Raw genomic sequence first — 26,048 nt, 5'->3', positions numbered from 1 at the left:
ATCGATAAATGTTGAGTTAGTTTTTTTAGTTGAATGAATTTAGACGAAATACAAATAAAATCTATAATCGTTTATACATTACATAATGAGGACCAACTTTAGGGACTTCAAATTGGTCCCCAATAATTGTGAAACCTAATCGCTTGTAAAATCCAACAGCAATTAATCTAGCATCAAACCAAAGTAGTTTAGTTCCTTTTTGTTTTACCATTGTTTCGGCTGTTTCTACTAGTAATCTGCCAAATCCATAGCCTTGAAATTGTTCTAAAACGCCCATTCCGCGTAAGCGATATTGGTCTTGTTCTTCAAATTTTTCGTTGTTAAGTTTCATTAAACTAACTACACCAGACAACTTGTTTTTATAATATAAACCTAAGTGAAATGTGTCTTCGTGATCATCAAAAGTTAGCTTACAATCGTCAATAGGTCTGCCAGTCCTTAAAACAGGATGACGAACTGGATAGGTTTGTAAAGCTGTGATTTGTTTAATTATAATATCAGGGTTTTCGATTTTGTATAAATTTGCTGGCATACCTGTGTAATTAAAGGTTTTTATAAAATTCATGTTGCATTTTTCTAAGACTTTATGTGATGCATAATTGTCTACATGTGCATGTGCATATATGGTTTTAAGTTTAAGGTGTTTAAAACCATAATGTATTGCGGCTTGGCAGCTTTCGGTAGCGTAACCATTGTTCCAATATTTTTTATAAAATCGGTAGCCAACTTCAACTTTGTTTTCTTTAGGATGAAATTTTAATCCGCACCAACCTAAAAACAGATCTGTTTTTTTATCGCAAACTGCCCATCTTCCCATATTATGTTTTTCGTATTCTTTGTAGTTTAATAGGAATTGCTCTGCTTCATTTAAAGAAGAAAACGGTTTGTCTCCAGTATATTTTAGTACGTCTTGGTCAGAATTCATCTCGTAAAAATGAATAGCATCATCTACAGAAAATTCTCTTAAATATAACCGTTGTGTACTTGCTATGATTTGCATTATTTGTATAATAGTATTTCAAAATTAACTAATTTTGCAATAAAAATTGAGATGTCTTTTAAGTTTAAAATAATAGATAAAACTGAAATTTTCAGCATTATTCCGTTAATGCAAAAATTAACTAATAATGCTAATTCTGATGCAGTATTAAAAGAGCGTTTTGCCGAAATGATTACTCAAAATTATGAGTGTGCAGGTGTTTATGATGGCGATACTTTAATTGGTATGTCAGGAATGTGGTTTCAAACAAGACATTACGTTGGTAGGAGTATGGAAGTAGATCATGTGTATATTGAAGAAAAATATAGAGGAAATGGTCTTGGTAAACTTTTTTTTAAGTGGTTATACGATTATGCCAAAAGTAAAGGCTGTACTACTTGTGAATTAAACACTTACGTTCAAAACTACCCATCACACAAATTTTATTATAACGAAGGTTTTGAAATTTTAGGCTATCATTTTTTAAAGAAATTATAATTTTTTGCAAATAATTAAAATCTTTGTTTATATTTGCCACCGCAAAAAGCGGGAGTAGCTCAGTTGGTAGAGCGTCAGCCTTCCAAGCTGAATGTCGCCGGTTCGAACCCGGTCTCCCGCTCAAAAAGCTTCATCAAAAACGATGAAGCTTTTTTATTTCAATTCATTTAAGAATGTATCAGGATCAACTTCGTAAGGTTCTTGATTGTGCTCAAAAATACGTGCTTGTAAATTTCCTTTTAATTGTAAATTGTTGTCTTTAACTTCTATCCAACTTCCTTCGCGTAAGCCAATTACTGGTTGTGTATTAAATTGATGAAATTCTTTTATTCTAGTCTCTCTAGTTTCACCCATGTGTTTGCTGTTTGGATCTGGATCTAAATAGTGTGGATTAATATTAAATGGCACAAAACCTAATGTTTTAAAACTTGGCGGATAAACAATAGGCATGTCATTAGTTGTATTCATGGTAAGACCACAAATGTTGCTTCCAGCACTGGTTCCTAAATACGGAGTTCCTTTTTTTATGGCGTCTTGTAAGCTTTCAATTAAATTAAATTTGTAAAGAGCATTGACTAAAACAAAGGTGTTTCCGCCACCAACAAAAATACCTTTTGCGTTGTCTATAGCTTCTTTTGGATTTTTAAAAGTATGTAAGCCAATTAATTTTTTTTCAATTTTATTAAAAGCATTGCTAGCTTTTTCTGTATACTGTTTATGTGTGATTCCGCTAGGTCTAGCGTAGGGAATAAAGATAACTTCTTCTGTGTCTTTAAAATGAGTTTTTAATGTGTCTAAAAGATAGTCTAAATATTGACCGCCATGTACGGTAGAAGTGCTTGCAATAATTATTTGCTTCATTGTAATAAATAGTTTTTGTAAATTTATGTAAAGCTAGCTTTTAACAAAAGTTTAGTGCCTAATTAGAATTAAATTAAGAGTAAAAATGCTTAATTTACAGTAAAATCAACCGTTATGAAATATTTTCTATCCTTATGTTTATTCTTCTTCACTATTTTTTCTTTAGCTCAAGATTCAACCAGAGTTACTGTAAAAGGTAAAATTATTGTAAATACACCAGATGTAGAAGGTGTTACAATTTTTAATATATCTTCTAATAAAGGAACAATTACAGATGAAAAAGGAGAGTTTACCTTGCAAGTTATGCTTAATGATAAGGTAGAGGTGTCTGCGCTTCAGTTTAAAGATTTTAGTTTAACAGTAACACAATCTATTATTAAAAATAAGCAAATGACTGTTTTTTTAGTAGAACGAGTTAATAAGTTAGATGAGGTTGTAATATTACCATACGATTTAACTGGTGTTTTAAAAGAAGATATTGAAAGTGTAGAAGTGTTTAATCCAGATATGGATGCTATTTATTTTGGAGTGGATGATATATCTGTATACGAGTTTTCTGATGACAGATATAGTAAGGTAGAAAATTATGCAGCGATGAATCAAAATGATCGTATACGTTATCAAGCTAACGGTGTTGCAATTGTTGAAGGTTTGGTGAATTTAATTTTTAAACCAAAAAAGAAATCTAAAAATACTAATACAGAAACAGAGAAAATACCAACCCAGACTTTAGCAGATAAATACCAACATGATTATTACACTAAAAATTTTAATATCCCAGAAGAACAAGTAGAAGCTTTTATAGCATTTGTGCAAAAAAATGATTTTGATGTATCTCTTCTAGAAAAAGGTAATGAGGTGCAATTAATAGAGGATTTAAACAAAAAGAGTAAAAAATTTTTAAGTGAGAATCCAGTTGAAAAAGAGTAATCAACTTTTTATATTGTTAGCTTTTATTGTACAATTTTCAATATCTCAAACGGTTACTATAAAAGGTCAGATAGTAGCAGATGATGATTTAGAAAATATTCACGTTTTAAATAAAACATCCTTTACTAATGCAACTACAGATAGTTTAGGCGTTTTTAAAATTAATGCAAAACTTAATGATACAATTGTGTTTTCTGCAGTTCAGTATCAGGTTTTAGTTAAAGTTGTATCAGAAGAAAATATTAAGACAAAAACTTTAAACGTCAAATTAGAATTATTTACTAATGATCTGGATGAAGTTTTTTTAACCAAACAACTTTCTGGAGATTTAAATAAAGATGTTTCTTCCTCAACAGCAAAAGCAGATATTAACTTTTATGATGTAGGTATACCTGGTTACAAAGGAAAACCATTAACCCAAAACGAAAACCGACTTAATGAAGCAGGCGGAAACGAAAAAATGTTTGCAATAGGCTTAGGTGCTGCTGTTAATTTTAATAAGTTTTTAAACACTATTACCGGTCGCACAAAAATGTTAAAAGAACGCGTAAGGTTAGAAAGTAATGACGCGTTATTAGCTAGATTAAAAAATGATTTAATCGAAGATTTTTTTACCCAAAATCCCTTACCAGAAGACAAAAAAGACGAGTTTTTTTACTACTGTCAAGAAGATCCAAACTTTAGATCAAGATGTACAAAAAGTAACTTAGAAGCATTACAATTTTTTACAGATAAGTATAATGAGTTTATTAAAAATGTAAGTCAAATACAAAATGATAATTAATTAGAATGGTTTTTGGTTACTAACCATTAGATTTGTGACTCTAAATAATACACTTAAATGAAATCAATTAAACTAATATCTGTAATAGCAATTTTCTTTTTATGCTCTTTTAATACACTACACAAATATTATGTAAGTATTACACAAATAGAGTTTGTGAAAGAGAAACAATCTGTGCAAATAATTTCTAGAATATTTATTGATGATTTTGAAAGTGTATTGAGAAAAAGATACGACAAGAATATAACTTTAGATAGAGGTGATGACGAAACACAAATAGATGATTACATAAAAAAATATCTTTTAACAAAAATTGAAATATCAATAAATAATAAGGAAGTAATACCAAATTTTATAGGCAAAAAATATGATGATGGTATTATGCATTGTTACCTAGAGATAGAAAACATAAAATCAATTTCTACTTTCCAAATTAAAAATAAGGTTTTGTTTGATATGTTTGAAGATCAAAAAAACGTTATAAGAACCAATATTAATAACAAAAATAAAACCGTGGTATTAACTGCGCAGAACGATAAAGGTTTGTTAAACTTTTAGTAAAGCCTTTATAGCAACGTTAAATTTTGTTAAATTCACATCCTTTATAACTAATTCTAAAAATGAAAAAACTAAAGTATTTATTTCTTTCAGCTTTATTTGTTTCAGCAAGTGTATTTGCGCAAGACCAAGCTGAAGACAAAAAAGAAAGACAACCAGGTCATACTAACAACAACAAGTTTAAGCAATTATACGACGAGTTTTCTACACCAAACATGTTTAGAACAGCGTCTGGTGCACCAGGTCCTGCTTATTACCAACAACAAGCAGACTATAAAATGGACATCGAGTTAGACGATGTTAACGCTAGAATTTACGGTGAAGAAACAATTACGTACACTAACAACTCACCAGACAACCTAGAGTATTTATGGGTACAATTAGATCAAAATATGAGAGCTAAAGACTCTAAAACACCTTTAATACAAGGAAGCGGTATAGCACCAGCACAACAAACTTCATCATTTGCTAATAGCTACATGACAGAAGGTTTTGATGGAGGTTTTAATATTGAATTTGTAAAAGATGAAAAAGGTAATCCTTTACCACATATGATTAATCGTACCATGATGAGAGTAGAAATGCCTTCAGTATTAAAATCTGGAGACCAATTTACTTTTAAAATTAAGTGGTGGTATAACATTAACAATCACGTAGAAGGAAGAGGTCGTTCTGGTTACGAATACTTTGAGGAAGACGATAATAGAGCATACGTTATAGCTCAATTTTATCCTCGTATGGCAGTTTATAATGATGTAGAAGGATGGCAAAACTCTCAATTTTGGGGACGTGATGAGTTTGCACTACCATTTGGTAATTTTGAGGTGAACATTACAGTACCAGAAGATCATATGTTAGATGGTACAGGTAAATTAACTAACCGTAAAGACGTTTTTTCTAAAGAAATGATGAAACGTTATGAGAAAGCAAAAAAATCTTATGAAGAGCCTGTTTTAATCGTAACAGAAGAAGAAGCAAGAGCAGCAGAAAAAACAAAAGCAACAAAGAAAAAAACATGGAAGCTATATGCTGAAAATGTTCGTGATTTTGCATTTACAACATCAAGACGTTACATCTGGGATATGATGGCTGTTAAAATAGGTGATAAAGATGTAATGGCAGTATCATTATATCCTAAAGAAGGAAATCCTTTGTGGGAAGAATGGTCTACAAAAGCAGTAGCAAGTACTTTAAAAACGTATTCTCGTATGACTTTTGATTATCCTTATCATAAAGCAATTTCTGTTCATGCTAAAAATCAAGGAATGGAATATCCTATGATTTGCTGGAACTATGGAAGACCAGATGCAGATGGTAATTATAGCGATCGTGTAAAATACGGAATGATAAGTGTAATTATTCATGAGGTTGGACACAACTTCTTCCCAATGATTGTTAATAGTGACGAGCGTCAATGGACATGGATGGATGAAGGTTTAAATACATTTTCTCAATACGTAGCAGAACAAGATTTTGCAGAGTGGTATCCGTCTTCTTTATCTCCAGGTATGGATAAGTATCCATCACGACGTGGTCCTGCAGAAAAAATTGTTAATTACATGGGTGGTGATCAAGATTACATAGCACCAATTATGACAAAAGGTTTAAATACATATCAGTTTGGTAATAATGCTTACGGAAAACCAGCTACAGCGTTAAATATTTTACGTGAAACAATTATGGGACGCGAATTATTTGATTACTCTTTTAGAACATATGCGCAAAGATGGATGTTTAAACACCCAACTCCAGAGGATTTCTTTAGAACAATGGAAGATGCTTCTGCTGTAGATTTAGATTGGTTTTGGAGAGGATGGTTTTATACAACAGATTATGTAGATATAGCAATTAAAGATGTTAAAAAGTTTTATGTATCTAATGAACCAACACAGCAAATCAAAGACATGGTTAAAGCGCGTGGTATGAGTTTAAGCGATTTACCACCATTAGTTTACATGGTAGAAGAAGGAAGTGAAGATTACAAAGAAGACATGAAAGCAAAAAGCTTAATGGAAGGTTCTCAATCACTAAAAGAATACATTATGGATAACTTTACTCCTGCAGAACAAAAGCAATTAAAAGAGCCAAAGTATTTTTATAATGTGACTTTTGAAAAACCAGGAGGATTGGTAATGCCAATAATTGTAGAATATACTTATGCAGACGGAACATCAAAAACAGAAACTTACCCAGCGCAAATCTGGAGACTTAATGATAAAGAAGTAAGTAAAGCTGTAGCTTCTGAAAAAGAAATTGTAAAAATTACAGTAGATCCAAAACTAGAAACTGCAGACGTTGACACATCAAACAACACTTGGCCAAAAGAAGAGCAAACAAGCGAGTTTGATAACTTCAAACAAAATAAAGATTAATCATAAAGACTTTATTAAGTTATAAATCTAACCCTTAAAACTTTAGTTTTAAGGGTTTTTTATTGCATATAATAGTTTGATTGACTGTATTTCACTTAGTTTTTATATATTTAAATAGCTATTAAACAATTAGATATGTACAATTACAAAGCAAAGATTATAGACGTTTATGATGGAGATACTGTAACAGCAATGGTAGATTTAGGTTTTTTACATTTTCAAGAAATGAAATTACGTCTTTACGGTATAGATACTCCAGAGCTTAGAGGAGAAGAAAGAGAGCAAGGTATTATTGTTAGAGATATACTAAGAGAAATGATGTTAGGGAAAGAAGTAACAATACGTTCTTACAAAGATAAACAAGGTAAATATGGTCGTTATTTAGCAAATATTATTTTAGAAGATGGATTAGAAGTTAATCAATGGTTAGTAGATAATGGTCACGCTAAAGAATATTACCCTTAAAATACAAAAAGGCGACTATTTAATTAGTCGCCTTTTTTATTCTTATTGCATGCTACCAGGAGGATATTTCTCCATGATTTTTGCAACAAATTCTTTTATTCTTTGTTCTTTCTTTTCCATATTAGAACTTAAGTAACCTGTACCTTGTCCTTGCCAGACTAATTCTTTTTTCTTAGCGTCTATAAGGTCTACAAATAAAACACCTTGTGTTCTGGTAGAAACATTAGGTTGCATATTCCAGCCCCATCCCCATCCAGGTGCGCCCCATCCCCAAGCACCAAAGCCCCAAGAGTTATTATAAACATCAACACGTTGATTAGATTTGGTAAAAATGCTAACTAGCATATCAGGATTTTCTGATTTTGTGTATCCTTTTGCTAATAACTCTGCTTCTATTGCACGTAAGATACGTTTTTTATCAAGGTCGCTTATTTCAGCTTTATCTATACCAGATTTGAAGAAAGCAAACGTTTTGTATTGGTTAAAATCTACATCTCTATCATAATCTGCAGCAACTCTAACCGAGCTACAAGATGTAATAACCATAGCAATTAGAGCAATTGGTAAAAGTTTAATGATTGTTTTCATAGCGTTATATGTTTTAAATTGAATTCAATAAATCATCATCCACAATATTTGGTAATGTTACTTTTAAGTTAGGCTCGGTTTGCATGGCGCGTTTAATGGCAAAAATAGCCTCGTCATTTCTTGCCCAACTACGTCTTGCAATTCCGTTATTAACATCCCAAAATAACATTTGTTTTAATCGGGTTGATGCTTCTTTAGTACCATCAAGAACCATACCAAATCCGCCATTTATAACTTCGCCCCAACCAACGCCACCACCGTTGTGAATACTAACCCAAGTAGCGCCTCTAAAGCTATCGCCAATTACATTGTGTATAGCCATATCTGCTGTAAAACGAGAACCATCATAAATGTTTGAAGTTTCGCGATAAGGACTATCTGTACCTGATACATCATGATGGTCTCTACCTAATATAACAGGTCCAATTTCATTATTTTTTATAGCTTGATTAAAGGCTTCGGCTATTTTCATACGTCCTTCAGCATCTGCATATAAGATTCGAGCTTGAGAACCAACAACTAGTTTGTTTTCTTGAGCACCTTTTATCCACTGAATATTATCAGCCATTTGTTGCTGGATTTCTTCTGGAGAATGCTGCATAATTTCTTCTAAAACTTGACAAGCAATTTCATCTGTTTTAGCTAAATCTTCAGGTTTTCCAGAAGCGCAAACCCATCTAAATGGACCAAAACCATAATCAAAACACATTGGTCCCATAATATCTTGCACGTAACTTGGATATTTAAACTCTCTACCTAAAGTGACGTTTGTAGCCATTACATCTGCTCCAGCACGAGATGCTTCTAATAAAAAGGCATTACCGTAATCAAAAAAGTACGTGCCTTTTGCGGTATGTTTATTTATTGCTTTAGCCTGTCTACGTAAAGATTCTTGTACTTTTTCTTTAAATAAATCTGGTTGATTAGCCATCATTGTGTTGGCATCTTCAAAAGATAATCCAGCAGGATAATAACCACCAGCCCAAGGATTATGTAATGAGGTTTGATCACTACCTAAATCTATATGTATGTTTTCTTTATCAAAAGTTTCCCAAACGTCAACCACATTTCCTAAATAGGCTATAGAAATTGTTTCTTTTTCTGCTTTTGCTTTTTTAACACGAGTAACTAATTCATTTACATCTGTAATTTTTTCGTCTATCCAACCTTGGTCTAATCGTACTTGTGTGATTTTTGGGTTGACTTCTGCGCAAACCGTAATACAACCAGCAATATTACCTGCTTTTGGTTGTGCGCCAGACATTCCGCCTAATCCAGAAGTTACAAATAGATTTCCTTTAGGTTGTTTTTTAATTTTTCTAAATCCGTTAAGTACTGTAATAGTTGTGCCGTGAACAATACCTTGCGGACCAATGTACATATAACTACCAGCAGTCATTTGACCATATTGTGTTACGCCTAGTGCATTAAATTTTTCCCAGTCATCAGGTTTTGAATAGTTAGGAATCATCATTCCGTTAGTGACTACAACACGAGGTGCTTCTTTGTGACTAGGGAATAAGCCCATTGGATGACCAGAGTACATAACCAAGGTTTGTTCATCGGTCATTTCGGCTAAATATTTCATGGTTAATCTATACTGTGCCCAATTTGAAAAAACTGCACCATTTCCGCCATAAGTTATTAGCTCGTGCGGATGTTGTGCAACAGCATAATCTAAATTGTTTTGAATCATTAACATGATTGCAGCTGCTTGTCTAGATTTTGCAGGGTATTCTTCTATTGGTCTTGCATACATTTTGTAATCAGGACGTAAGCGATACATATAGATTCTTCCGTAGGTGTCTAATTCGTTTTTAAACTCTGGAAGTAACGTTGCATGATGTTTTTTATCAAAATAACGAAGCGCATTTTTTAATGCTAATTTTTTTTCTTCGACATTTAAAATGTCTTTTCTTTTTGGTGCATGATTTAAAGAATGATCAAACGGTTTTGGTTGAGGTAATTCATTTGGAATTCCTTCTAAAATTTGTTCTTTAAATGATATACTTGTTGTTTGCATTACTTTTTTTTTAATGTATTGGTTGATTTATCATACCCATAAGGACAATGTCTGCAACCGCTTTGGCAGCAATAACCACGTTTAAGGTGATATTGCGCTGTAAAACAACGGTAACCTTCTGATGTTAGATAATAATCACCTTCTTCTACAGGAATGATTTTCTTCATATTTACAAAGATAATGTAATTTTACTACTACTTTTATATCAAAAACCTTATGCTTTTAGTTTTTAAATATTTGGTGCCAAAAGGTTATACGGCTATAACTATTTATCCATTTATAGTGTTAAAGCATAAAAGACAAAAAGATGACATGATTTTAATTAATCATGAAAAAATACATTTAAGACAGCAATTAGAGTTATTGGTTCTTCCTTTTTTTATTTGGTATGGAATTGAGTTTTTAATTAGACTTGTACAATTTAAAAATTGGAGTAGGGCATATCGAAATATTTCTTTTGAGCGTGAAGCTTATGAAAATGAAAAAGACCTCGACTATTTAAAGGGGAGGTCTTTTTGGAGTTTTTTTAAGTATGTTTAGTTTTTAGTTTCTTCTTTCTTTACTTCTTTTGATTTGAATCCTGGTTCTTGTACTAATTTTGGACCGATAGGAAATCTTAAGTTTTCAAAATGAGATGTTATTTCTCCATTCGTATCTTTACTATTGGCTCTTGTAGCAACGATTTGCCAAGAAAAAGTAACATCACTATTTCCGTTTTGTAATTCTTTAACGGTAAAGCCTTTGTCTGATTTGTTTGTTACGTATACACCGTTACAATCTCCTTCTAATTGAATGAAAACCTTTAGAGGATGAGTGTTGTCAACTAAGATGTTTCTACTTAAAATTTCATCTAGTTTAATCACTGCTGTTCCGTTTACTAGTTTACCAATTCCATAGTCTTGGAAAAGTACTTCGGGTGCTTCTGGAGCAAACATAATTCTAGGATTGTTATCTTTATCTTTTACTATAGTTGAAACAGTTCCATCACCTAAAATTTTATAATTTGTTCCTCCTGCTCCTGTATTATCATGGTCATATTTAGTTCCTACATATGCATAAGCTTGTCCAGGTCCAATTCCAGAAACGAAATACCCTCCAAATAAAGATCTGCTTAAAGGAGTACCACCTCCTGGTGGATTAATTTCGGTTTTACCAGCAATTAAAGCAAATGCACTAGAGTTATTTGTGTTTGGATTATTGTCAGAATCCAATGAAAAATATCCTGCAGAATTTCCATCATGAGCAGTATTGTTTGGTGCTCCATTACCAGCCATACCAGATATACCATGTCCGTCGATAGCTGATCCTGCTACACCCGCACCTTTTGTAGGATAAACACCACCAAGTCCATTGGTAGCACCTATTATAGCTGTCCCACCACTATTTGAGTTTCTCCCCCAAAAAGCATTACCAACTGTGTCATCATTTATACCCGCAACAGCATCTTCTGTATTATCAGCTTCAACAAAAATTTGACTTGATGCAGTTCCTGCCGAGTTAACTCCAATATTTCCAGTGCTTAATATTCTAGCTCTCTCAACATTATTTGTATATAGTCTTAAATCTTGCGCATCTGTTGTTCCTAAAAAATTTGTACCAGCAGTTGTACCACTATTACCTGTTAAAGACCAATCTAATCCACCAGGTGAGCCTGCAAAAGCAATCCATCTAGATCCGTTCCAATAGTATAAACCAGGTGCTACATTGTTTGGAGATGTACCAGATGTTGCAGTGTTATAAACTACAGTTCCTGTAGGTATAGATCCTCCTTGAGGATTAACAGCGGTTTCTGTAATGGTATTTACAAGAGCTACATTAGGGAAAACTAAACCTTGTGTGGTAGAAGCTATATCTACTGCGCCTCTTGGTGCAGTAGTCCCAATCCCAACTTGTGAGTAGCTATAATAAAAGCTTAAAAAAGCAAATAAAACAAGTGTGTTTTTTTTTGTGAAAATTCTCTTCATTGCTTTAAGTTTTTTTTAACATTTTAAATAACAAAATTAATCAGTTCTTTACTTTTTAATATTTATATGCTTTTTTTATCAATAAAAAACATGTTATTTAAAATTGTTCATATGTTTTTTTTTGCTGATTTTGCTGGTTTATTGGAGTTTTATTGCCTTGTAAGAAAATACTTAATTGCTTAAAAATGAATTTTGGTCAATTTTGTTTTTAAATTTATTTATATAGTTTTTCTTTTTATTTTAAATCAGTTTTTTGAAGTTTGGTACTTAATAAAATAAGTAATGAGTTTAAATTTATTTTCTTCTAATTTTTTATCAGATAATCAGCATGTTTGGTTAGATGATAAAAAAGATATTGAGCTTTCAATAAAGAGAGAAGATTTAATACATCCTTTTGTATCTGGTAATAAGTATAGAAAACTTAAATATAACGTTTTACAAGCTAGAAAAGAAAATAAAACAACTTTGCTAACTTTTGGAGGTGCATTTTCTAACCATATTGCAGCAGTTGCATCTGCAGGTAAAGCTGAAGGCTTTAACACTATAGGATTTATTAGAGGAGAAGAATTGAAAGATAAAGTTAACACTAATCCTACACTAAGTTTTGCTAAATCTTGCGGAATGACATTAAAATTTATAAGTCGTAAAGACTATAGAGATAAGTCTAATCCTAATTTTATTTCAAATTTGAAAGATCGGTTTGGTGATTTTTATTTAATACCAGAAGGAGGAACAAATAATTTAGCCATAAAAGGATGTCAAGAAATTTTAAATGAGAAGGATAGTAAGTTTGATTATATATGTTGTGCTGTTGGAACAGGTGGTACAGTTTCTGGGATAATTAATGCGTCAAAATCTAATCAAAAAGTTTTAGGGTTTTCGTCATTAAAAGGTGACTTTTTAAATAAAGATATTAGTAAATTTGCCAGAAGTACAAATTGGGAATTAATCACAGATTACCATTTTGGAGGCTACGGAAAAATAAATGACAGTTTAATTACGTTTATCAATAAGTTTAAAGCAGAAACTGAAATTCCGTTAGATCCAATTTATACAGGAAAAATGATGTTTGGTATCTTTGATTTAATCCAAAAAGGGTATTTTAAAGCAAACTCAAAAATTTTAGCAATTCATACCGGAGGATTACAAGGAATAGAAGGAATGAACGCTAAACTAGAAAAACAAAATAAACCGCTAATTATTTAGGTTGATGAAGAAAATATTTACGCTTTTACTACTTTCAATATTAATAGTAAGTTGTGGTAGTTCTAGAAAAGTTACAACTAAAAAAACTAAAACAAAACCAAGAGTTGTTATAAAAACGACACCGAAAACAACTCCTAAAGAAGACACAGAAGAGGTTGTTGTAGCGGTAACACCAAAAAGTACACCTAAAGTTTACGCAAATAAAACAGAAGAATATATAGCAATTTACAGTGATATAGCTCAAGAAGAAATGCGTAATTACGGCATACCAGCAAGTATCACTTTAGCGCAAGGTATTTTAGAATCTGCTTCTGGGCAAGGAAGACTTTCAGTAGAAGCTAATAATCACTTTGGTATAAAATGTCATGAATGGACAGGCGCAAAAATATATCATGATGATGATGCATCTCAAGAGTGTTTCAGAAAATATAAAAACTCAAAATACTCTTTCAGAGATCATTCATTATTCTTAAAAGAAAGAAAACGTTATTCAAAACTTTTTACATTAGAAAAAGACGATTATAAAAATTGGGCAATAGAGCTTAGAAAAGCCGGTTATGCTACAGATAGAAAGTACCCTGATAAATTAATAAGCTTGATAGAACGTTATCAATTAGATAGATTTGATGCTGAAGTTTTAGGAAAGCAAACCGTTAACAATGATAAACATGTTGTCGTAAAAGGCGATACACTTTATGCCATTTCAAAAAAATATAATATAACAGTAGACCAGTTAAAATCGTTAAACGGTTTACAAAGTAACGATTTACACGTAGGTCAAGTTTTATTCGTAAAACCAATTCCAAAAGATTTTTAATACATGATTTATAAAAGAAGTAGTGCCTTATTTGCTGAAGCAGAAAAAGTAATTCCTGGAGGCGTTAATAGTCCTGTTAGAGCATTTAAAGCTGTTGGCGGAATACCGATTTTTGTTAAAGAAGCCAAAGGAGCATATCTATACGACGAAGATGGAAACCAATTAATAGATTACATAGCATCTTGGGGACCAATGATTTTAGGTCACGCACATGAGCCTGTAGTTAACGCAGTAATCGAAAAAGCAAAAAAAGGAACATCTTTTGGTACGCCAACCGAAATTGAAACTAAAATTGCTGAGCTAGCTGTGTCAATGGTGCCAAATATTGATAAAATTAGATTTGTAAACTCAGGTACAGAAGCTTGTATGAGCGCTGTTAGATTGGCAAGAGGTTTCACAAAACGTGAAAAAATAATCAAATTTGCTGGTTGCTACCATGGGCATTCAGATTCGTTTTTAATACAAGCAGGAAGTGGCGCAGTTACTTTTGGTACACCAAATAGTCCAGGAGTTACTCAAGGAACAGCAAAAGATACTTTGTTAGCAAAATATAACGATCTAGATAATGTAAAATCTTTAATAGAGGCTAATAAAGATGAAATAGCTTGTATAATTCTAGAACCAGTTGCAGGAAATATGGGGTGTATACCTCCAAAACCAGGTTTTTTAGAAGGACTTAGAGCTTTATGTGACGATAATAATGTTTTGTTAGTCTTTGACGAAGTTATGACAGGCTTTAGATTAGCAAAAGGCGGAGCACAAGAATTATTTGGTATTAAAGCAGATATTGTTTGCTTCGGAAAAGTAATTGGTGGTGGATTGCCAGTTGGTGCATTTGCAGCAAGAAACGAAATAATGAATCATCTTGCGCCTTTAGGACCAGTGTATCAAGCAGGAACCTTAAGCGGAAATCCTTTAGCTATGGCTGCAGGTTTAGCGATGCTTACAGAACTAAATAGTGAAAATGTTTTTGAGAGTTTAGCTAAAAAAACAGAATACTTACATAAAGGTTTAGTAGAAGTTTTAGACAAAAACAATGTGACTTATACCATAAATAGAGTAGGTTCTATGATTTCGGTACATTTTTGTGAAGATGAAGTTGTAGATTTTGAAACATCTGCAAAAGGAAATAATGAAACATTTAAAACGTTTTTTCACGGTATGTTAAACCAAGGAATTTATATAGCGCCAAGCGCATTTGAAAGTTGGTTTTTAAATGATGCTTTAACTTACGAAGATTTAGATAAGACTATAGCCGCTTGTAATACTATATTTAGTTAGATAAATAAGTATGTTTTGAAATAAAAAAATCCGATTGAAATTTTCAATCGGATTTTTTTTTATAATAAATATGATAATTATTACTCGTCTTTGATTTGGTCTGTTAATTCTAAATATTTCCCAAATTGTTCTTCATTTAAAACGCTCTCTAAAGATGTAAGTAAACGTTTGTTGATTTTTGTTTCTAAATCAGTATATCCGCTAGAACCAATTTTTTGAGTTTTGTTTAATGTATTTGTTTTGTCATAATATTCTTGAAAAGCAGTGTACATAGCTTCTTGTGTTTCTTGGTCTGCTTTTAAGTGTCTACCATATTCTACAGCTTTTTGATAAGCTTTTTGGTTAACTTCTGTGCTAAACTTTTGTTGTGCATTAACTGATTGAGTAGTTAATAAAAGTCCAAAAACAAATAAACAAAGAGTAAATAATTTTTTCATTGTAGTAATAGTTAATTAATTGTATCTCAAAGTAACGCTTTTTGATTAATAATTACAAATAAAAAAGCATTGATTAGACAAATCAATGCTTTTTATCTTTTAAAGTGATTAAAATACTAAGTAATTAAGATTGTGTTAATCTTTTGATAGCTCTTTATGCATTTTTTTCTCTTCCATACGTTTCCCTCTTTTCATTCTGTTTTTCATTCTAGCTTTTTCCTCTAACATGGTTTCCCATTTTTTGTATTGTTCTTCATTTAAGATCCTTTTCATTTGTTTTTTATTTTCAATTTGAGCATCTAATTTTTTGTTCTCAAAAGCTAGGCGTTCTTCTTTTGTTGGTTTTTTACCTTTTTCTTTAGCTTCTTTACGTTTTTCCATAACAGCTTTACGTTGTTTAGCTTGCTCTAAATTAAGCGCCATTACCTTTTTTTGCTGTGCTTCGGTAAGATCTAAATGTAAAGTCATTTTTTTAGTTTGAAGCTCAGCTATTTCTTGAGGTTCTAACTGCATCATTTTTTCTTTACGTTCTTTTTTTACTTCTTTTTTGTCTTGTGCATTAGCTTGAAATGTGATTAATGCTAAAGCTAGTATTGCTAATTTTTTCATCTGTTTTGTTTTTTAAGTTATTTACTACTTTGACCTTTAAAAAGTTAAATGGTTTAATAGTATTTTATTTTTGTGAATTAATTAACAAAAAAAGGAACTACATTTCTTTAATTCCTTATTCTATATATTAGGTTTCTACTTATGTAGAAATAAAAGTTATGCTATTTCTACAAATAAACCATCATCTGTTTTGTTCACTTTTGCAACGCCTAATTTGGTTAAGCCTTTTATGGTTTTGTCCCATTTTTTATTACTTAATCCAGATTGTGATTTAAGTGCGTTAAGGTTTATTGGATTATTTTTTTTCAAGATTGTAAATACTGCTTTTTCTTCATCTGTCATTGGTATTGCTTTTTTCTCAGGTTTCATTTGAGGGAAAAACAATACTTCTTGTATAGATTGGTTATTGGTTAAAAACATGATTAATCTGTCCATACCAATTCCCATACCAGATGTAGGTGGCATACCATATTCTAAAGCACGTAAAAAGTCGTAGTCTATAAACTCGGTAGCTTCGTCATCTCCTTTTTCGGCTAATTTTAATTGGTGTTCAAAACGTTCTTTTTGATCAATAGGATCGTTAAGCTCTGAATAGGCATTTGCAATTTCTTTACCGCAAACCATAAGTTCAAAACGTTCTGTTAACTCAGGATTATCACGGTGTTCTTTACATAACGGACTCATTTCTTTTGGGTAATCTGTGATAAATGTTGGTTGGATGTAATTACCTTCACATTTTTCTCCAAAAATTTCGTCAATTAATTTTCCTTTACCCATGGTTTCATCAACTTCAATACCCATGTCTTTTGCAGCTTGTCTTATTTCTGCTTCTGTTTTACCTGTAATATCAAAACCTGTAAAATGTTTTATGGAGTCTGCCATAGTTACTCTTGCGTATGGCGCTTTAAAGTCTATTTCGTGTTTGCCAAATGTCGCTTTTGTTGTTCCGTTTACAGCTGTTGCACAATGCTCTAATAATTGCTCGCAAAAATCCATCATCCAGTTATAGTCTTTGTAAGCCACGTAAATTTCCATAGCGGTAAACTCTGGATTGTGCGTACGATCCATACCTTCGTTACGGAAGTTTTTAGAAAACTCATAAACACCTTCAAAACCACCAACAATTAATCGTTTTAGATACAGTTCGTTAGCAATTCTCATATATAAAGGAATGTCTAAACTGTTATGATGCGTTATAAATGGTCGTGCAGCAGCGCCACCAGGTATTGGTTGTAAGATTGGTGTTTCAACTTCAAAATAACCAGAGTTATTAAAAAATTGACGCATGGCGTTAAACAATTTAGTACGTTTTACAAATACGTCTTTAACTTTTGGGTTAACCACTAAATCTGCATAACGTTGGCGGTAACGTAATTCAGGATCATCAAATTTATCGTGAATATTACCTTCGGCATCTACTTTTGGTAATGGTAAAGGTTTTAATGCTTTACTTAATAAGGTAAAGTCTTTTACTAACACTGTTTTTTCGCCAACTTTAGTTGTAAATAATTCGCCTTCAATACCAATAAAATCACCTATGTCAAGTAATTTTTTGTAAACAGTATTGTATTTTGTTTTGTCTTCGTCAGTACAAATTTCGTCTCTATTAAAATAAACTTGAATACGACCTTCGCTATCTTGTAGTTCGGCAAAACTAGCATTTCCTTGAATACGACGACTCATTAAACGACCGGCAATAACTACCTTTTTTCCTTCTTCAAATTGAGATTTTATTTGTTTAGAGTTTTCGGTTACAGGAAATAAATCCGCAGGATAAGGGTTAATACCAAGTTCTCTTAATTTACCTAGTTTTTCTCTTCTTACAAGTTCTTGCTCAGATAATTGTGACATGTTTATTTTGAATATAATTTTAGCTGGCAAAGATAAGATATTAACAGAGGAATTAAAACTATTTTTTTACGTAATGCAGCGTCTAGAATTGAATCAAAATAAGGGTTATTTTTTGTAACAAATGACTTTTGTAAACGTCTTATATGTAATCATCAATCATTAAAAATCAAATTATTATGTCTTTTTGGCGCGTATTATTATGCATTTTCTTTCCGCCTTTATCCGTTTTAGATAAAGGATGCGGATCAATTCTAATCGTATTTATATTATGGTGTTTGGGTTGGATACCAGGTACTATAGCGGCTTTGATAATTGTAAACAATCCTAACAGATAAATCGTATCTTTGTACTTTAATCAACTTAATCAATAATTATAATGAACAAATTTTTTACTCTAGTTTTTGGTCTTATGACTCTGTTTTTAACCAGTTGTAACTTTTCTGAAGATGTTTACATTAACGAAGACGGATCAGGTAAAATTTCTTTTTCTTTTGATGGCTCTCAATTAATGCAAATGGCAGGAGATAAAATTAAAGAAGATGGCGAAAAAGCTATAGATTCTACCTTTAGTTTTAAAGAATTGTTTGACGAAAAAAGAGATAGTATATCTAAATTACCAGCTGAAGAACAAGCGAAATTTAAAAAGCTAGAAAACTTTAGTATGCATATGGTTATGAATCCTGAAACAGAACAAATGACATTTGAGTTGTTTACAGAATTTAATAATGCTTCTGAAATGCAAAATATGTTTGAAGCCATGAATACTTTTAGTGAGTTAGAAGGTAATAAAAAAGGAAAGAAGCAACCAATTAATGATCCGTCAAATCCTTTTAGTCAATTAGATAATACAGCTACAAAACTAGATTATAATTTTGACGGAAAAACATTTACAAGAACAGTGAAAATTCTGGATCCAGAAGCTCATCAAAAAGGAGCAGACAGTATTAAAGATATGATGGCTATGTTTGGGTCTTCTACGTATAAATTAAATTATCATTTTCCTAGACCAGTAAAATCTGTAAATAATGATAACGCTATGTTTAGTGCAGATAGAAAAACTATAATGGTAGAATTTCCTTTTGCAACTTATGTAACAGATCCAGAAGCTTTAAATTTGGAAGTAATTTTAGAAGATTAATACATTGAATAAACAAATAATAATAGAAGATTTAGGATTTAAAGACTATAAAGATACTTGGGATTACCAAGAAACTTTATTTAAAGAAATCCTTGATATAAAAATTAAAAATAGAAGAGAAGATGCAGGTTTAGAAACTCCAAACTATTTTCTTTTTGTAGAGCATCCGCATGTATATACTTTAGGTAAAAGTGGCGATATGTCTAATTTACTTTTAGATGAAAAACAGTTAGAAGAAAAAGGTGCTACATTTTATAAAATAAATAGAGGCGGAGATATAACTTATCATGGACCAGGACAAATTGTTGGTTATCCTATATTGGATTTAGACAATTTTTTTACAGACATCCATAAGTATTTACGTTTTCTTGAAGAGGTTATTATTTTAACTTTAAAAGAATACGGTTTAGATGCTACCCGTAGTGAAGGCGAAACAGGAGTTTGGTTAGATGTTGGTACACCGTTTGCACGTAAGATTTGTGCTATGGGCGTACGTGCTAGTAGATGGGTAACTATGCATGGTTTTGCACTTAACGTGAATGCAAACTTAGGCTACTTTGATAATATTATTCCTTGCGGCATAAGAGGAAAAGCAGTAACTTCTTTAAATGTAGAGTTAGGTGTAAAGGAAGTAGATGAAGCTGAAGTAAAAGAAAAACTGCTTAATCATTTTAAAACTCTTTTTGAAGCTGAATTTGTAACAGCGATAGTATAAAAAAAAGCGATTTGAAATTTCAAATCGCTTTTTTGTTTTTAATCTTCTGCATTAAAATATACTTTATAGTAATGCATTTTTTTGTCCTCGTCGTAACCGCGTTCTAGATGTTCGCTAGCAGCATCTGGTGCGTCAATATCAAGTTTTATTTGGATATGCGTATCTAATTTTATATCGGTTTTTATTTTCTTTTTTTCTTTGGTTAATACTTTTTCAGAAACATCAAATTGATTTCTGATAATTATGTTTTGCTCTGCTTCAAAATCTTTTTTATAGCTTTCAAATAAATCTATGTGTTTGTCTTCTTCAAAGATTTCTTCTTTAAAACGCTCTACATTTATAATTTCATTTTCTTTAAAAAAGTCTATGGTTTTAGCTAAAAAGTCATTTCTTTCTTTAGATCCGTAACTGGTTTTTATAACTTCTGTAGAAAACTCTTTACATAACTCTAAATAGTTTTGGGTATGACTATTATAATCGTCTGCATATTTTATGTTTAAAAACTTGTCTGTCCAATATGCTGCATCATAATTATTGTTATCTACGGTAAGCACTACTTTTCCTTCTGCATCACCTGTGTTTAAAATTAAACAACCTTTGTCTAGTTTTTTGGCATTGATTCCTTTTTGAACAATAACATCGTAGCTATTATTTTCTAAATAGGTTTGAAAGAAATTGCTTTTATTTTCAATTTTGAAAATTCCAACTGCATCAATGACCATTTCATTATATTCTATACCATCAAAATAAGCTACAATAACATCTCCTGTTTTAATTTGTGCACTTGTAGATTGCTCGTATAAATGTTTTACTATGTTTTTTGAAGTTTCTACTAATGCATTATCATCACTAAAAATTTCTTTAGAGTAGGCATTAATTTCATTTAACTCGATATTGGCGTGATGATTAAATCTGTGACTTTGTACTAAGCTAGTAAAAGGTCTTAGTAAAAAAGGTAGCATAAGCTCGTAGCTTTCTTCGTCAAACTGTAATTCGTTTTCAGAAAATGCATTTTTTGTATCGTTATGTTTATTACCAACTTTATGAATTATACATTTAAGTATGCTGGCTTTGTTTCTGTTTATCATTAGTGCTATTAGTTAATTTTGTAAACTAAAATATTGTTGCTTTCTCCTTTAGTAACAAATTCTAATTTATTGTCTGTGTCAATATTGTTTAGGTCAATGCTTGATGTACCATAAACCGGGAAGTTTTCAATCATTTCAGCATTACTATCATAAAGAAGAATTTTTTGATTTTGAACATCTGTTACCGAAACGTATATCTTATTATTGATATAAAATAACTTTGGCGCCGTGTAATTTGCTAAATCTAAATTAAGCGTTTTGTCTTTAATATTAAGTATGTTTTCTGATTGAGACACCAATGTTTTTGTAGTTGTAACTAGTTGATGTTTTTCTTTTAGATTGGTATTAGCAACGTTTACATTCCCGTTTTGGTCAATTGTAGCTAATTTTCCGTTGTTTGTTGTTGTTATATATCCGTTATTAAATTCAAAAACTGGTTGATTAGAGTAATTTAACTGTTGTTTTACATTGACTCTTGTTTTACCGCGTCTTGATAAAATGTGTAAATGATTATCTGTTTTTACAATAATATAGTCTTTAGAGCCAATTCTTATATGTTTAGGAGGCGTATTAATTATGTCTTTGGCAGATTCAAATTCAAAACCTTTTACCGTTTTTCCTTTTGCATCGTATAATAATACGTTTTTACCTTGAGTGACAAACAATCTGTATTTACGTCTTTTATCATAATCAAAAACAGCTAAAGGTTGTGTGATTTCGTCACTAAATTTAAGAGGAAAAGGATCTACGTCTTTACCATTTCTATCTATAACATAAACACGATGCGGAGTTGCAAAAGCTAATTGTAACCTGCTGTTTTTGTACATGTCTATTTGGTTGACTTCACCTAAAATTGGACCGTCTAGTTGTTTGGTCCATAAGATTTTTCCGTTATTAGAAATTAAATACAAATTGTTAGTAATGTCTTGTACTATAATTTCTTTTTGATTGTTTGTATGATTAGTAACAAATTGCGGCGTGTTAAGTACGTCATTTTCAATTTTTATATTGAATACTTCAGAAATAATATTGTCTCTATAACTTTGTTTTGCTTTTTTGAAAATAGCATTGAAATGTGCAAAATCCCGATCATATATAAATTGTATAGCAGAAGTTTTATAACCCTTTAGGTTTAAATCTTCTTCTGAATATAAGTTGTGTTTAACTGTTGCTTCTAAACTTTCAGGAGTTAAAATTTGTAAGATTGAAGCATCATTGCTAATTTTTGATTTTACTGTTTTGTAATAATCGCGGTGGCTAAATGTGGTTTGGTTTTGATAATTAGCAATAACATTTTCTAGAGCTTCGGTAGTTTTAGCAAATACAACAAACTGATCTAACACGCAATAATGATTAGCTTCAACTTTATTTATAAATGGTGCTAATGTATTATTGAAAATTTCAGGATTACTAAAATTAAACAGATCTACATTTCGGTAAGTTTCTACAAGATGTTGTTCGCTTATTAAGGCTTCTTCTGTAGCAATAATATCTTCGGTGTTTATAATAAATAGGTTGCCTGATTCAAAATAAACTTCTCCAAATTCTATACTGTTTTTTAAAAGTGAATTTGCTAAAGTGTCATTTTTCTTAGTAAAAGCGTTTAGGTTTTTTTTAAACGTAGTGTAGTTGTTATAGGTCAAACTTAAAAAACCATTACTGTTAGATGGTGCAATTTGTGCAAGTTGGTTGGTTTGTGGTATTGTATTTTTAAAAACATTAATTAAACTGTTACTACTATCTGTTGCTTTTGTAATACCATTTAATATAATTTGGTCTTGAGATACATCTGCATCAAAAGTTAACGAATTAGTGAAATTTGAAAACGTAATCTTTTCGTTTCTAAAAAGACTTTTTACAGGTGAGTTGTTTGTAGCAATCACAGAAAATGAAGCATTTTTATCCTGGACATTAATTAAATTTTTAATGTGTTCAGGTTTATGCTTACTGTTTATGATTTGCTCTAATTCGGTTTTGGTATTACTCCCTATTAGTATACTATCCTTTTTAGTAACGTAAAGTTTTAAACTGTCTATTAAAATTTCTTCAGCAGAAAACCCTTTTAATTGTAAAGATTTTCTTTTTGTACTATCTAAAGTAAAAATAGAATCTGATAATCTTGTTGTAAAACTAAAAACAGTTTCTTTTTTAGAATCTATACCTATATATATAGGATGTTTTGTTTTTAGGTTTTTTATAAAGGCAAACTGCGCTACTGTATTTTGATAGCTTTTAGTTTTGTTTAATGAAGAAAGAAGATCATTATTATTAAGGTTGTTTGTAAAACCTTCTAGGTTGTTAATGGTTAAAACAATATCTGCATTTTCTGAAATAAAATCTACAACCTTAACTTTTTTTGAATCCGAATTACAAGAAAAAACTAAGAATACTATTGAAAGGTAATACCAAAAATGTTTCATATAAATTATGAGGGTTTATGCAAAGATAGAAAGTTACAGTTCTAATTTCAATTGTTCTGGTAATAGTCTAAAAGATTTCCTGTGATATTTTGTAACGCCAAATTCCTTAATGGCTTCTCTGTGCTCTTTTGTTGGGTAACCTTTGTTTTTTTTCCAATTATACATAGGGAATTCTTTATGGATTTTATTCATATACTCATCTCTATACGTTTTTGCTAAAACCGAAGCAGCTGCAATGCTTAAAAATTTACCATCTCCTTTTATTATAGTTTCATGCGGTATTTCTTTAAAAGGTTTAAACTTGTTGCCGTCAACTATGATGAATTCGGGTGTGTTTTTTAAAGTTTTAATAGAATTGTGCATTGCTAAAATTGATGCATTTAAAATGTTTATCTCGTCAATTACATCAGGATAGATATGAGAAAAGCCAAAACATAAAGCTTCATTTTCTATAACAGGTCTTAAAATGTCACGCTTTTTTTCGCTTATCTGTTTAGAATCGTTAAGAATAGAGTTTTTAAAATCAGGTTTTAATATAACAGCAGCAGCAGTAACAGGACCAGCAAGACAACCACGACCAGCTTCGTCTGTGCCACATTCAAGGTTAAAGCCAGAAAAATTTAGTTTAAGCATTAAATAAAATGAATAATAAAACGTTTAAAAAATTATAGATTTATGCCTTTCTTTACTAAAAATCAAATACCATAAAGATATTTGCTATTTTTGGCACTTAGATAATTTAAAAATTAAAAGACTAAAATAGTCAGCAATTAATGAAAAAAATAATTTTCAGTATAATTTTAATAATGTTTACAGTATTTGGTTTTGCTCAAAGAAAACTTGGAGGGAAGTCAGATGTGTCAAAAGAAGATCAAGAGTTAATGGATTCTATTGGTCAAGGAGGAGAAAAAAAATGGAAAAAAGTCAAATTTGAAGACACAGAAATAACACAATATCTAATAATTACTCCTGAAAGTGACTCTACTTATTTAGATACAACCTTATCTATAAAAAAAGAGTATAAATATAATTATTTAAGACGTGATGATTTTGGTTTAATGCCTTTTGCTAATGTTGGACAAACGTATAATAGTTTGACGCATAATTTTAGTGATAATAATTTATTGCCCAAATTTGGCGCTAACGCAAAACATTTTAATTATTTAGACGCAGAAGATGTTAATTATTACCATGTCCCGACGCCTTTAACAGAGATTTACTATAAAACAGCTTTTACACAAGGTCAGCAATTAGATGCTTTTTTTACGGTAAACACATCAAAACGACTTAATTTATCTATTGCATATAAAGGAATGCGATCTTTGGGATTTTATCAAAATTCTTTATCAAGTACAGGAAACTTAAGGATGACAGCAAGCTATAAGACTAAAAACAATAGATATATAGCTAATATGCACTTTACCTCTCAAGATATTTTAAATGAAGAAAATGGTGGTATTACAGATGAAAGTATTGAGTTTTTTGAAACTGGAGATGAAGATTTCTTAGATAGAGGTGTTTTTGAAGTAAATTTTGAAAATGCCGAAAGTTTATTTTTAGGAAAACGATTTTATCTTAACCATACATATGATATCATTAAACATAACGATTCTACACAAACCAATAAGTTACAAGTAGGTCATGTAATGATGTTAGAAGATAAAATATATAAGTTTGAACAAAGTAGGAGCGATGATTATTTTGGAGAAGCTTTTAAGACATCAAATCTAGTAGATAGAAATGAGTATGAGCGTTTTTACAATCAATTACGACTAGATTATACAAATAAAACAATAGGAAGCATACGATTTAATGCAAGTCATAATAATTATAATTATGGTTACAATAAAGTATTGTATTTAGATTCTGGGACAATACCTAATAGAATAAAAGGAGACATATTAAGCGTTGGCGGAAAGTATAAAAAACAATATAAAGGTTTCTTATTATCTGGAGAAGCACAATTAAACATCGTGGGTGATTATGATTCTAATTATCTATCAGCAAAAGCAGGCTATAAGTTAAGTGAAAACTTTGATGCTTCTGTAGGTATTAATCATCATACTGTGGCTCCAAATTTTAACACCTTATTGTATCAAAGTGACTATGTGAATTATAATTGGAAAAATAATTTCAACAATATAAAGACACAACAAATAGTTTTTGACATTAAATCCGATAAATACGTAAACCTATCATTAGACTTTAACACCATAACAGACAATGTGTATTTTGCAAAAAACGAAGATGATAACGTAAAGCCTTTTCAAAATAGTGCTACAATTACATATCTTAGAGCAAAACTTCAAAAAGAAATCCGATATAAAAACTTCGCTTTAGATAATACGGTACTATATCAAAATGTCTCCGATGAGAATAATACATTAAATGTACCTCAAATAGTAACACGTAATACATTGTATTATTCAAATCACGTGTTTAAAAAAGCGATGTTTCTTCAAAC

General features: G+C 30.9%; 26 protein-coding genes and 1 tRNA gene (1 of these 27 running past the window's edge). 15 read left to right on the top strand and 12 right to left on the bottom strand.

Annotated features, from left to right (window positions below; all coding sequences use genetic code 11):
- Nucleotides 1-61: 61 nt before the first annotated feature.
- Complete coding sequence (locus INR78_RS02870; protein WP_223077385.1) at nt 62-1,000, bottom strand: GNAT family N-acetyltransferase; 939 nt, start codon at nt 998-1,000, stop codon at nt 62-64.
- Between the two features lie 51 nt (nt 1,001-1,051).
- On the opposite strand from INR78_RS02870, the gene INR78_RS02865 reads away from it, so the two are divergent.
- The gene (locus tag INR78_RS02865) at nt 1,052-1,477 is read left to right on the top strand and encodes a GNAT family N-acetyltransferase (RefSeq protein ID WP_106680216.1); all 426 of its coding nucleotides are present in this window, start codon (nt 1,052-1,054) and stop codon (nt 1,475-1,477) included.
- A gap of 48 nt (nt 1,478-1,525) precedes the next feature.
- Nucleotides 1,526-1,598, top strand: a tRNA-Gly gene (locus INR78_RS02860).
- Between the two features lie 32 nt (nt 1,599-1,630).
- Here the strand turns inward: INR78_RS02860 and pepE are convergent.
- The gene (gene pepE, locus INR78_RS02855; RefSeq protein WP_223077384.1) at nt 1,631-2,338 is read right to left on the bottom strand and encodes a dipeptidase PepE; all 708 of its coding nucleotides are present in this window, start codon (nt 2,336-2,338) and stop codon (nt 1,631-1,633) included.
- A gap of 114 nt (nt 2,339-2,452) precedes the next feature.
- Here pepE and INR78_RS02850 point away from each other — a divergent pair, with 114 nt between their 5' ends.
- The 5 genes from INR78_RS02850 to INR78_RS02830 all read left to right on the top strand — a co-directional run bounded on the left by INR78_RS02850 (nt 2,453) and on the right by INR78_RS02830 (nt 7,447).
- Entirely contained in the window at nt 2,453-3,268 is an 816-nt protein-coding gene (locus INR78_RS02850) for a carboxypeptidase-like regulatory domain-containing protein (RefSeq protein WP_223077383.1), read from the top strand.
- A 13-nt stretch (nt 3,269-3,281) separates the two neighbouring features.
- On the top strand, nt 3,282-4,052 hold the full coding sequence (locus INR78_RS02845) for a carboxypeptidase-like regulatory domain-containing protein (RefSeq protein ID WP_223077382.1): 771 nt from the start codon (nt 3,282-3,284) through the stop codon (nt 4,050-4,052).
- A gap of 57 nt (nt 4,053-4,109) precedes the next feature.
- Nucleotides 4,110-4,610 carry a DUF6702 family protein gene (locus tag INR78_RS02840; protein WP_223077381.1) on the top strand — a complete coding sequence of 167 codons (501 nt, stop codon included), beginning with the start codon at nt 4,110-4,112 and terminating at the stop codon, nt 4,608-4,610.
- A 62-nt stretch (nt 4,611-4,672) separates the two neighbouring features.
- Entirely contained in the window at nt 4,673-6,982 is a 2,310-nt protein-coding gene (locus INR78_RS02835) for a M1 family metallopeptidase (RefSeq protein WP_223077380.1), read from the top strand.
- A 135-nt stretch (nt 6,983-7,117) separates the two neighbouring features.
- Nucleotides 7,118-7,447 carry a thermonuclease family protein gene (locus tag INR78_RS02830; protein WP_223077379.1) on the top strand — a complete coding sequence of 110 codons (330 nt, stop codon included), beginning with the start codon at nt 7,118-7,120 and terminating at the stop codon, nt 7,445-7,447.
- A 42-nt stretch (nt 7,448-7,489) separates the two neighbouring features.
- On the opposite strand, the gene INR78_RS02825 is transcribed toward INR78_RS02830, so the two are convergent.
- From INR78_RS02825 to INR78_RS02815, 3 genes are read right to left on the bottom strand one after another with little or no spacing between them, the layout of a single operon-like run.
- Entirely contained in the window at nt 7,490-8,035 is a 546-nt protein-coding gene (locus tag INR78_RS02825; RefSeq protein ID WP_223077378.1) for a DUF4136 domain-containing protein, read from the bottom strand.
- A 13-nt stretch (nt 8,036-8,048) separates the two neighbouring features.
- A complete protein-coding gene (locus INR78_RS02820; protein ID WP_223078020.1) occupies nt 8,049-10,043 on the bottom strand; it encodes a urocanate hydratase in 1,995 nt (664 codons plus the stop codon).
- 14 nt (nt 10,044-10,057) lie between these two features.
- On the bottom strand, nt 10,058-10,225 hold the full coding sequence (locus INR78_RS02815) for a DUF5522 domain-containing protein (RefSeq protein ID WP_223077377.1): 168 nt from the start codon (nt 10,223-10,225) through the stop codon (nt 10,058-10,060).
- 49 nt (nt 10,226-10,274) lie between these two features.
- Between INR78_RS02815 and INR78_RS02810 the strand changes: the two genes are divergently transcribed.
- The gene (locus INR78_RS02810) at nt 10,275-10,598 is read left to right on the top strand and encodes a hypothetical protein (protein WP_223077376.1); all 324 of its coding nucleotides are present in this window, start codon (nt 10,275-10,277) and stop codon (nt 10,596-10,598) included.
- Here INR78_RS02810 and INR78_RS02805 read toward each other — a convergent pair.
- Nucleotides 10,595-12,022 carry a hypothetical protein gene (locus INR78_RS02805; protein ID WP_223077375.1) on the bottom strand — a complete coding sequence of 476 codons (1,428 nt, stop codon included), beginning with the start codon at nt 12,020-12,022 and terminating at the stop codon, nt 10,595-10,597. The two genes, INR78_RS02810 and INR78_RS02805, sit on opposite strands and share 4 nt — an antisense overlap.
- A gap of 282 nt (nt 12,023-12,304) precedes the next feature.
- Here INR78_RS02805 and INR78_RS02800 point away from each other — a divergent pair, with 282 nt between their 5' ends.
- From INR78_RS02800 to hemL, 3 genes are read left to right on the top strand one after another with little or no spacing between them, the layout of a single operon-like run.
- Nucleotides 12,305-13,228, top strand: coding sequence for a 1-aminocyclopropane-1-carboxylate deaminase/D-cysteine desulfhydrase (locus tag INR78_RS02800; RefSeq protein ID WP_223077374.1), 924 nt, complete (start codon nt 12,305-12,307; stop codon nt 13,226-13,228).
- Nucleotides 13,229-13,232: 4 nt separating this feature from the next.
- Entirely contained in the window at nt 13,233-14,045 is an 813-nt protein-coding gene (locus tag INR78_RS02795; protein WP_223077373.1) for a glucosaminidase domain-containing protein, read from the top strand.
- A 3-nt stretch (nt 14,046-14,048) separates the two neighbouring features.
- Nucleotides 14,049-15,326, top strand: a complete 1,278-nt coding sequence (hemL, locus tag INR78_RS02790) for a glutamate-1-semialdehyde 2,1-aminomutase (RefSeq protein ID WP_223077372.1) — start codon at nt 14,049-14,051, stop codon at nt 15,324-15,326.
- Between the two features lie 80 nt (nt 15,327-15,406).
- On the opposite strand, the gene INR78_RS02785 is transcribed toward hemL, so the two are convergent.
- From INR78_RS02785 to lysS, 3 genes are all read right to left on the bottom strand, one after another.
- A complete protein-coding gene (locus INR78_RS02785; RefSeq protein ID WP_027881136.1) occupies nt 15,407-15,763 on the bottom strand; it encodes a hypothetical protein in 357 nt (118 codons plus the stop codon).
- Between the two features lie 135 nt (nt 15,764-15,898).
- The gene (locus tag INR78_RS02780; protein WP_223077371.1) at nt 15,899-16,372 is read right to left on the bottom strand and encodes a hypothetical protein; all 474 of its coding nucleotides are present in this window, start codon (nt 16,370-16,372) and stop codon (nt 15,899-15,901) included.
- 156 nt (nt 16,373-16,528) lie between these two features.
- A complete protein-coding gene (gene lysS, locus INR78_RS02775) occupies nt 16,529-18,223 on the bottom strand; it encodes a lysine--tRNA ligase (RefSeq protein ID WP_223077370.1) in 1,695 nt (564 codons plus the stop codon).
- A 176-nt stretch (nt 18,224-18,399) separates the two neighbouring features.
- Between lysS and INR78_RS02770 the strand changes: the two genes are divergently transcribed.
- From INR78_RS02770 to lipB, 3 genes are read left to right on the top strand one after another with little or no spacing between them, the layout of a single operon-like run.
- Nucleotides 18,400-18,558 (top strand): YqaE/Pmp3 family membrane protein, encoded by a 159-nt coding sequence (locus INR78_RS02770; protein ID WP_081653219.1) that lies wholly within the window; start codon nt 18,400-18,402, stop codon nt 18,556-18,558.
- A gap of 41 nt (nt 18,559-18,599) precedes the next feature.
- Nucleotides 18,600-19,361, top strand: coding sequence for a hypothetical protein (locus INR78_RS02765; protein WP_036227664.1), 762 nt, complete (start codon nt 18,600-18,602; stop codon nt 19,359-19,361).
- A 4-nt stretch (nt 19,362-19,365) separates the two neighbouring features.
- The gene (gene lipB, locus INR78_RS02760) at nt 19,366-20,076 is read left to right on the top strand and encodes a lipoyl(octanoyl) transferase LipB (RefSeq protein WP_223077369.1); all 711 of its coding nucleotides are present in this window, start codon (nt 19,366-19,368) and stop codon (nt 20,074-20,076) included.
- A gap of 38 nt (nt 20,077-20,114) precedes the next feature.
- Here lipB and INR78_RS02755 read toward each other — a convergent pair whose 3' ends face one another.
- The 3 genes from INR78_RS02755 to INR78_RS02745 are packed head-to-tail and all read right to left on the bottom strand — an operon-like array spanning nt 20,115 to nt 24,217.
- Complete coding sequence (locus INR78_RS02755; protein WP_027881142.1) at nt 20,115-21,164, bottom strand: nucleoid-associated protein; 1,050 nt, start codon at nt 21,162-21,164, stop codon at nt 20,115-20,117.
- Nucleotides 21,165-21,172: 8 nt separating this feature from the next.
- Nucleotides 21,173-23,584, bottom strand: coding sequence for a DUF3352 domain-containing protein (locus INR78_RS02750; protein WP_223077368.1), 2,412 nt, complete (start codon nt 23,582-23,584; stop codon nt 21,173-21,175).
- A gap of 33 nt (nt 23,585-23,617) precedes the next feature.
- Nucleotides 23,618-24,217 (bottom strand): ribonuclease HII, encoded by a 600-nt coding sequence (locus INR78_RS02745; RefSeq protein ID WP_223077367.1) that lies wholly within the window; start codon nt 24,215-24,217, stop codon nt 23,618-23,620.
- A gap of 140 nt (nt 24,218-24,357) precedes the next feature.
- Here INR78_RS02745 and INR78_RS02740 point away from each other — a divergent pair, with 140 nt between their 5' ends.
- A protein-coding gene (locus INR78_RS02740) for a putative porin (RefSeq protein ID WP_223077366.1) crosses the window boundary here: on the top strand, nt 24,358-26,048 show its 5' portion. 268 nt of this gene lie beyond the right edge of the window; the window shows 1,691 of its 1,959 coding nt (coding positions 1-1,691); it begins with the start codon at nt 24,358-24,360; its stop codon lies off the right edge, out of view.

Origin of the sequence: Mesoflavibacter sp. SCSIO 43206 (assembly GCF_019904215.1) — a bacterium.
GTDB classification, from domain to species: domain Bacteria; phylum Bacteroidota; class Bacteroidia; order Flavobacteriales; family Flavobacteriaceae; genus Mesoflavibacter; species Mesoflavibacter zeaxanthinifaciens.
This window is presented reverse-complemented; position numbering and strand designations above follow the sequence as displayed.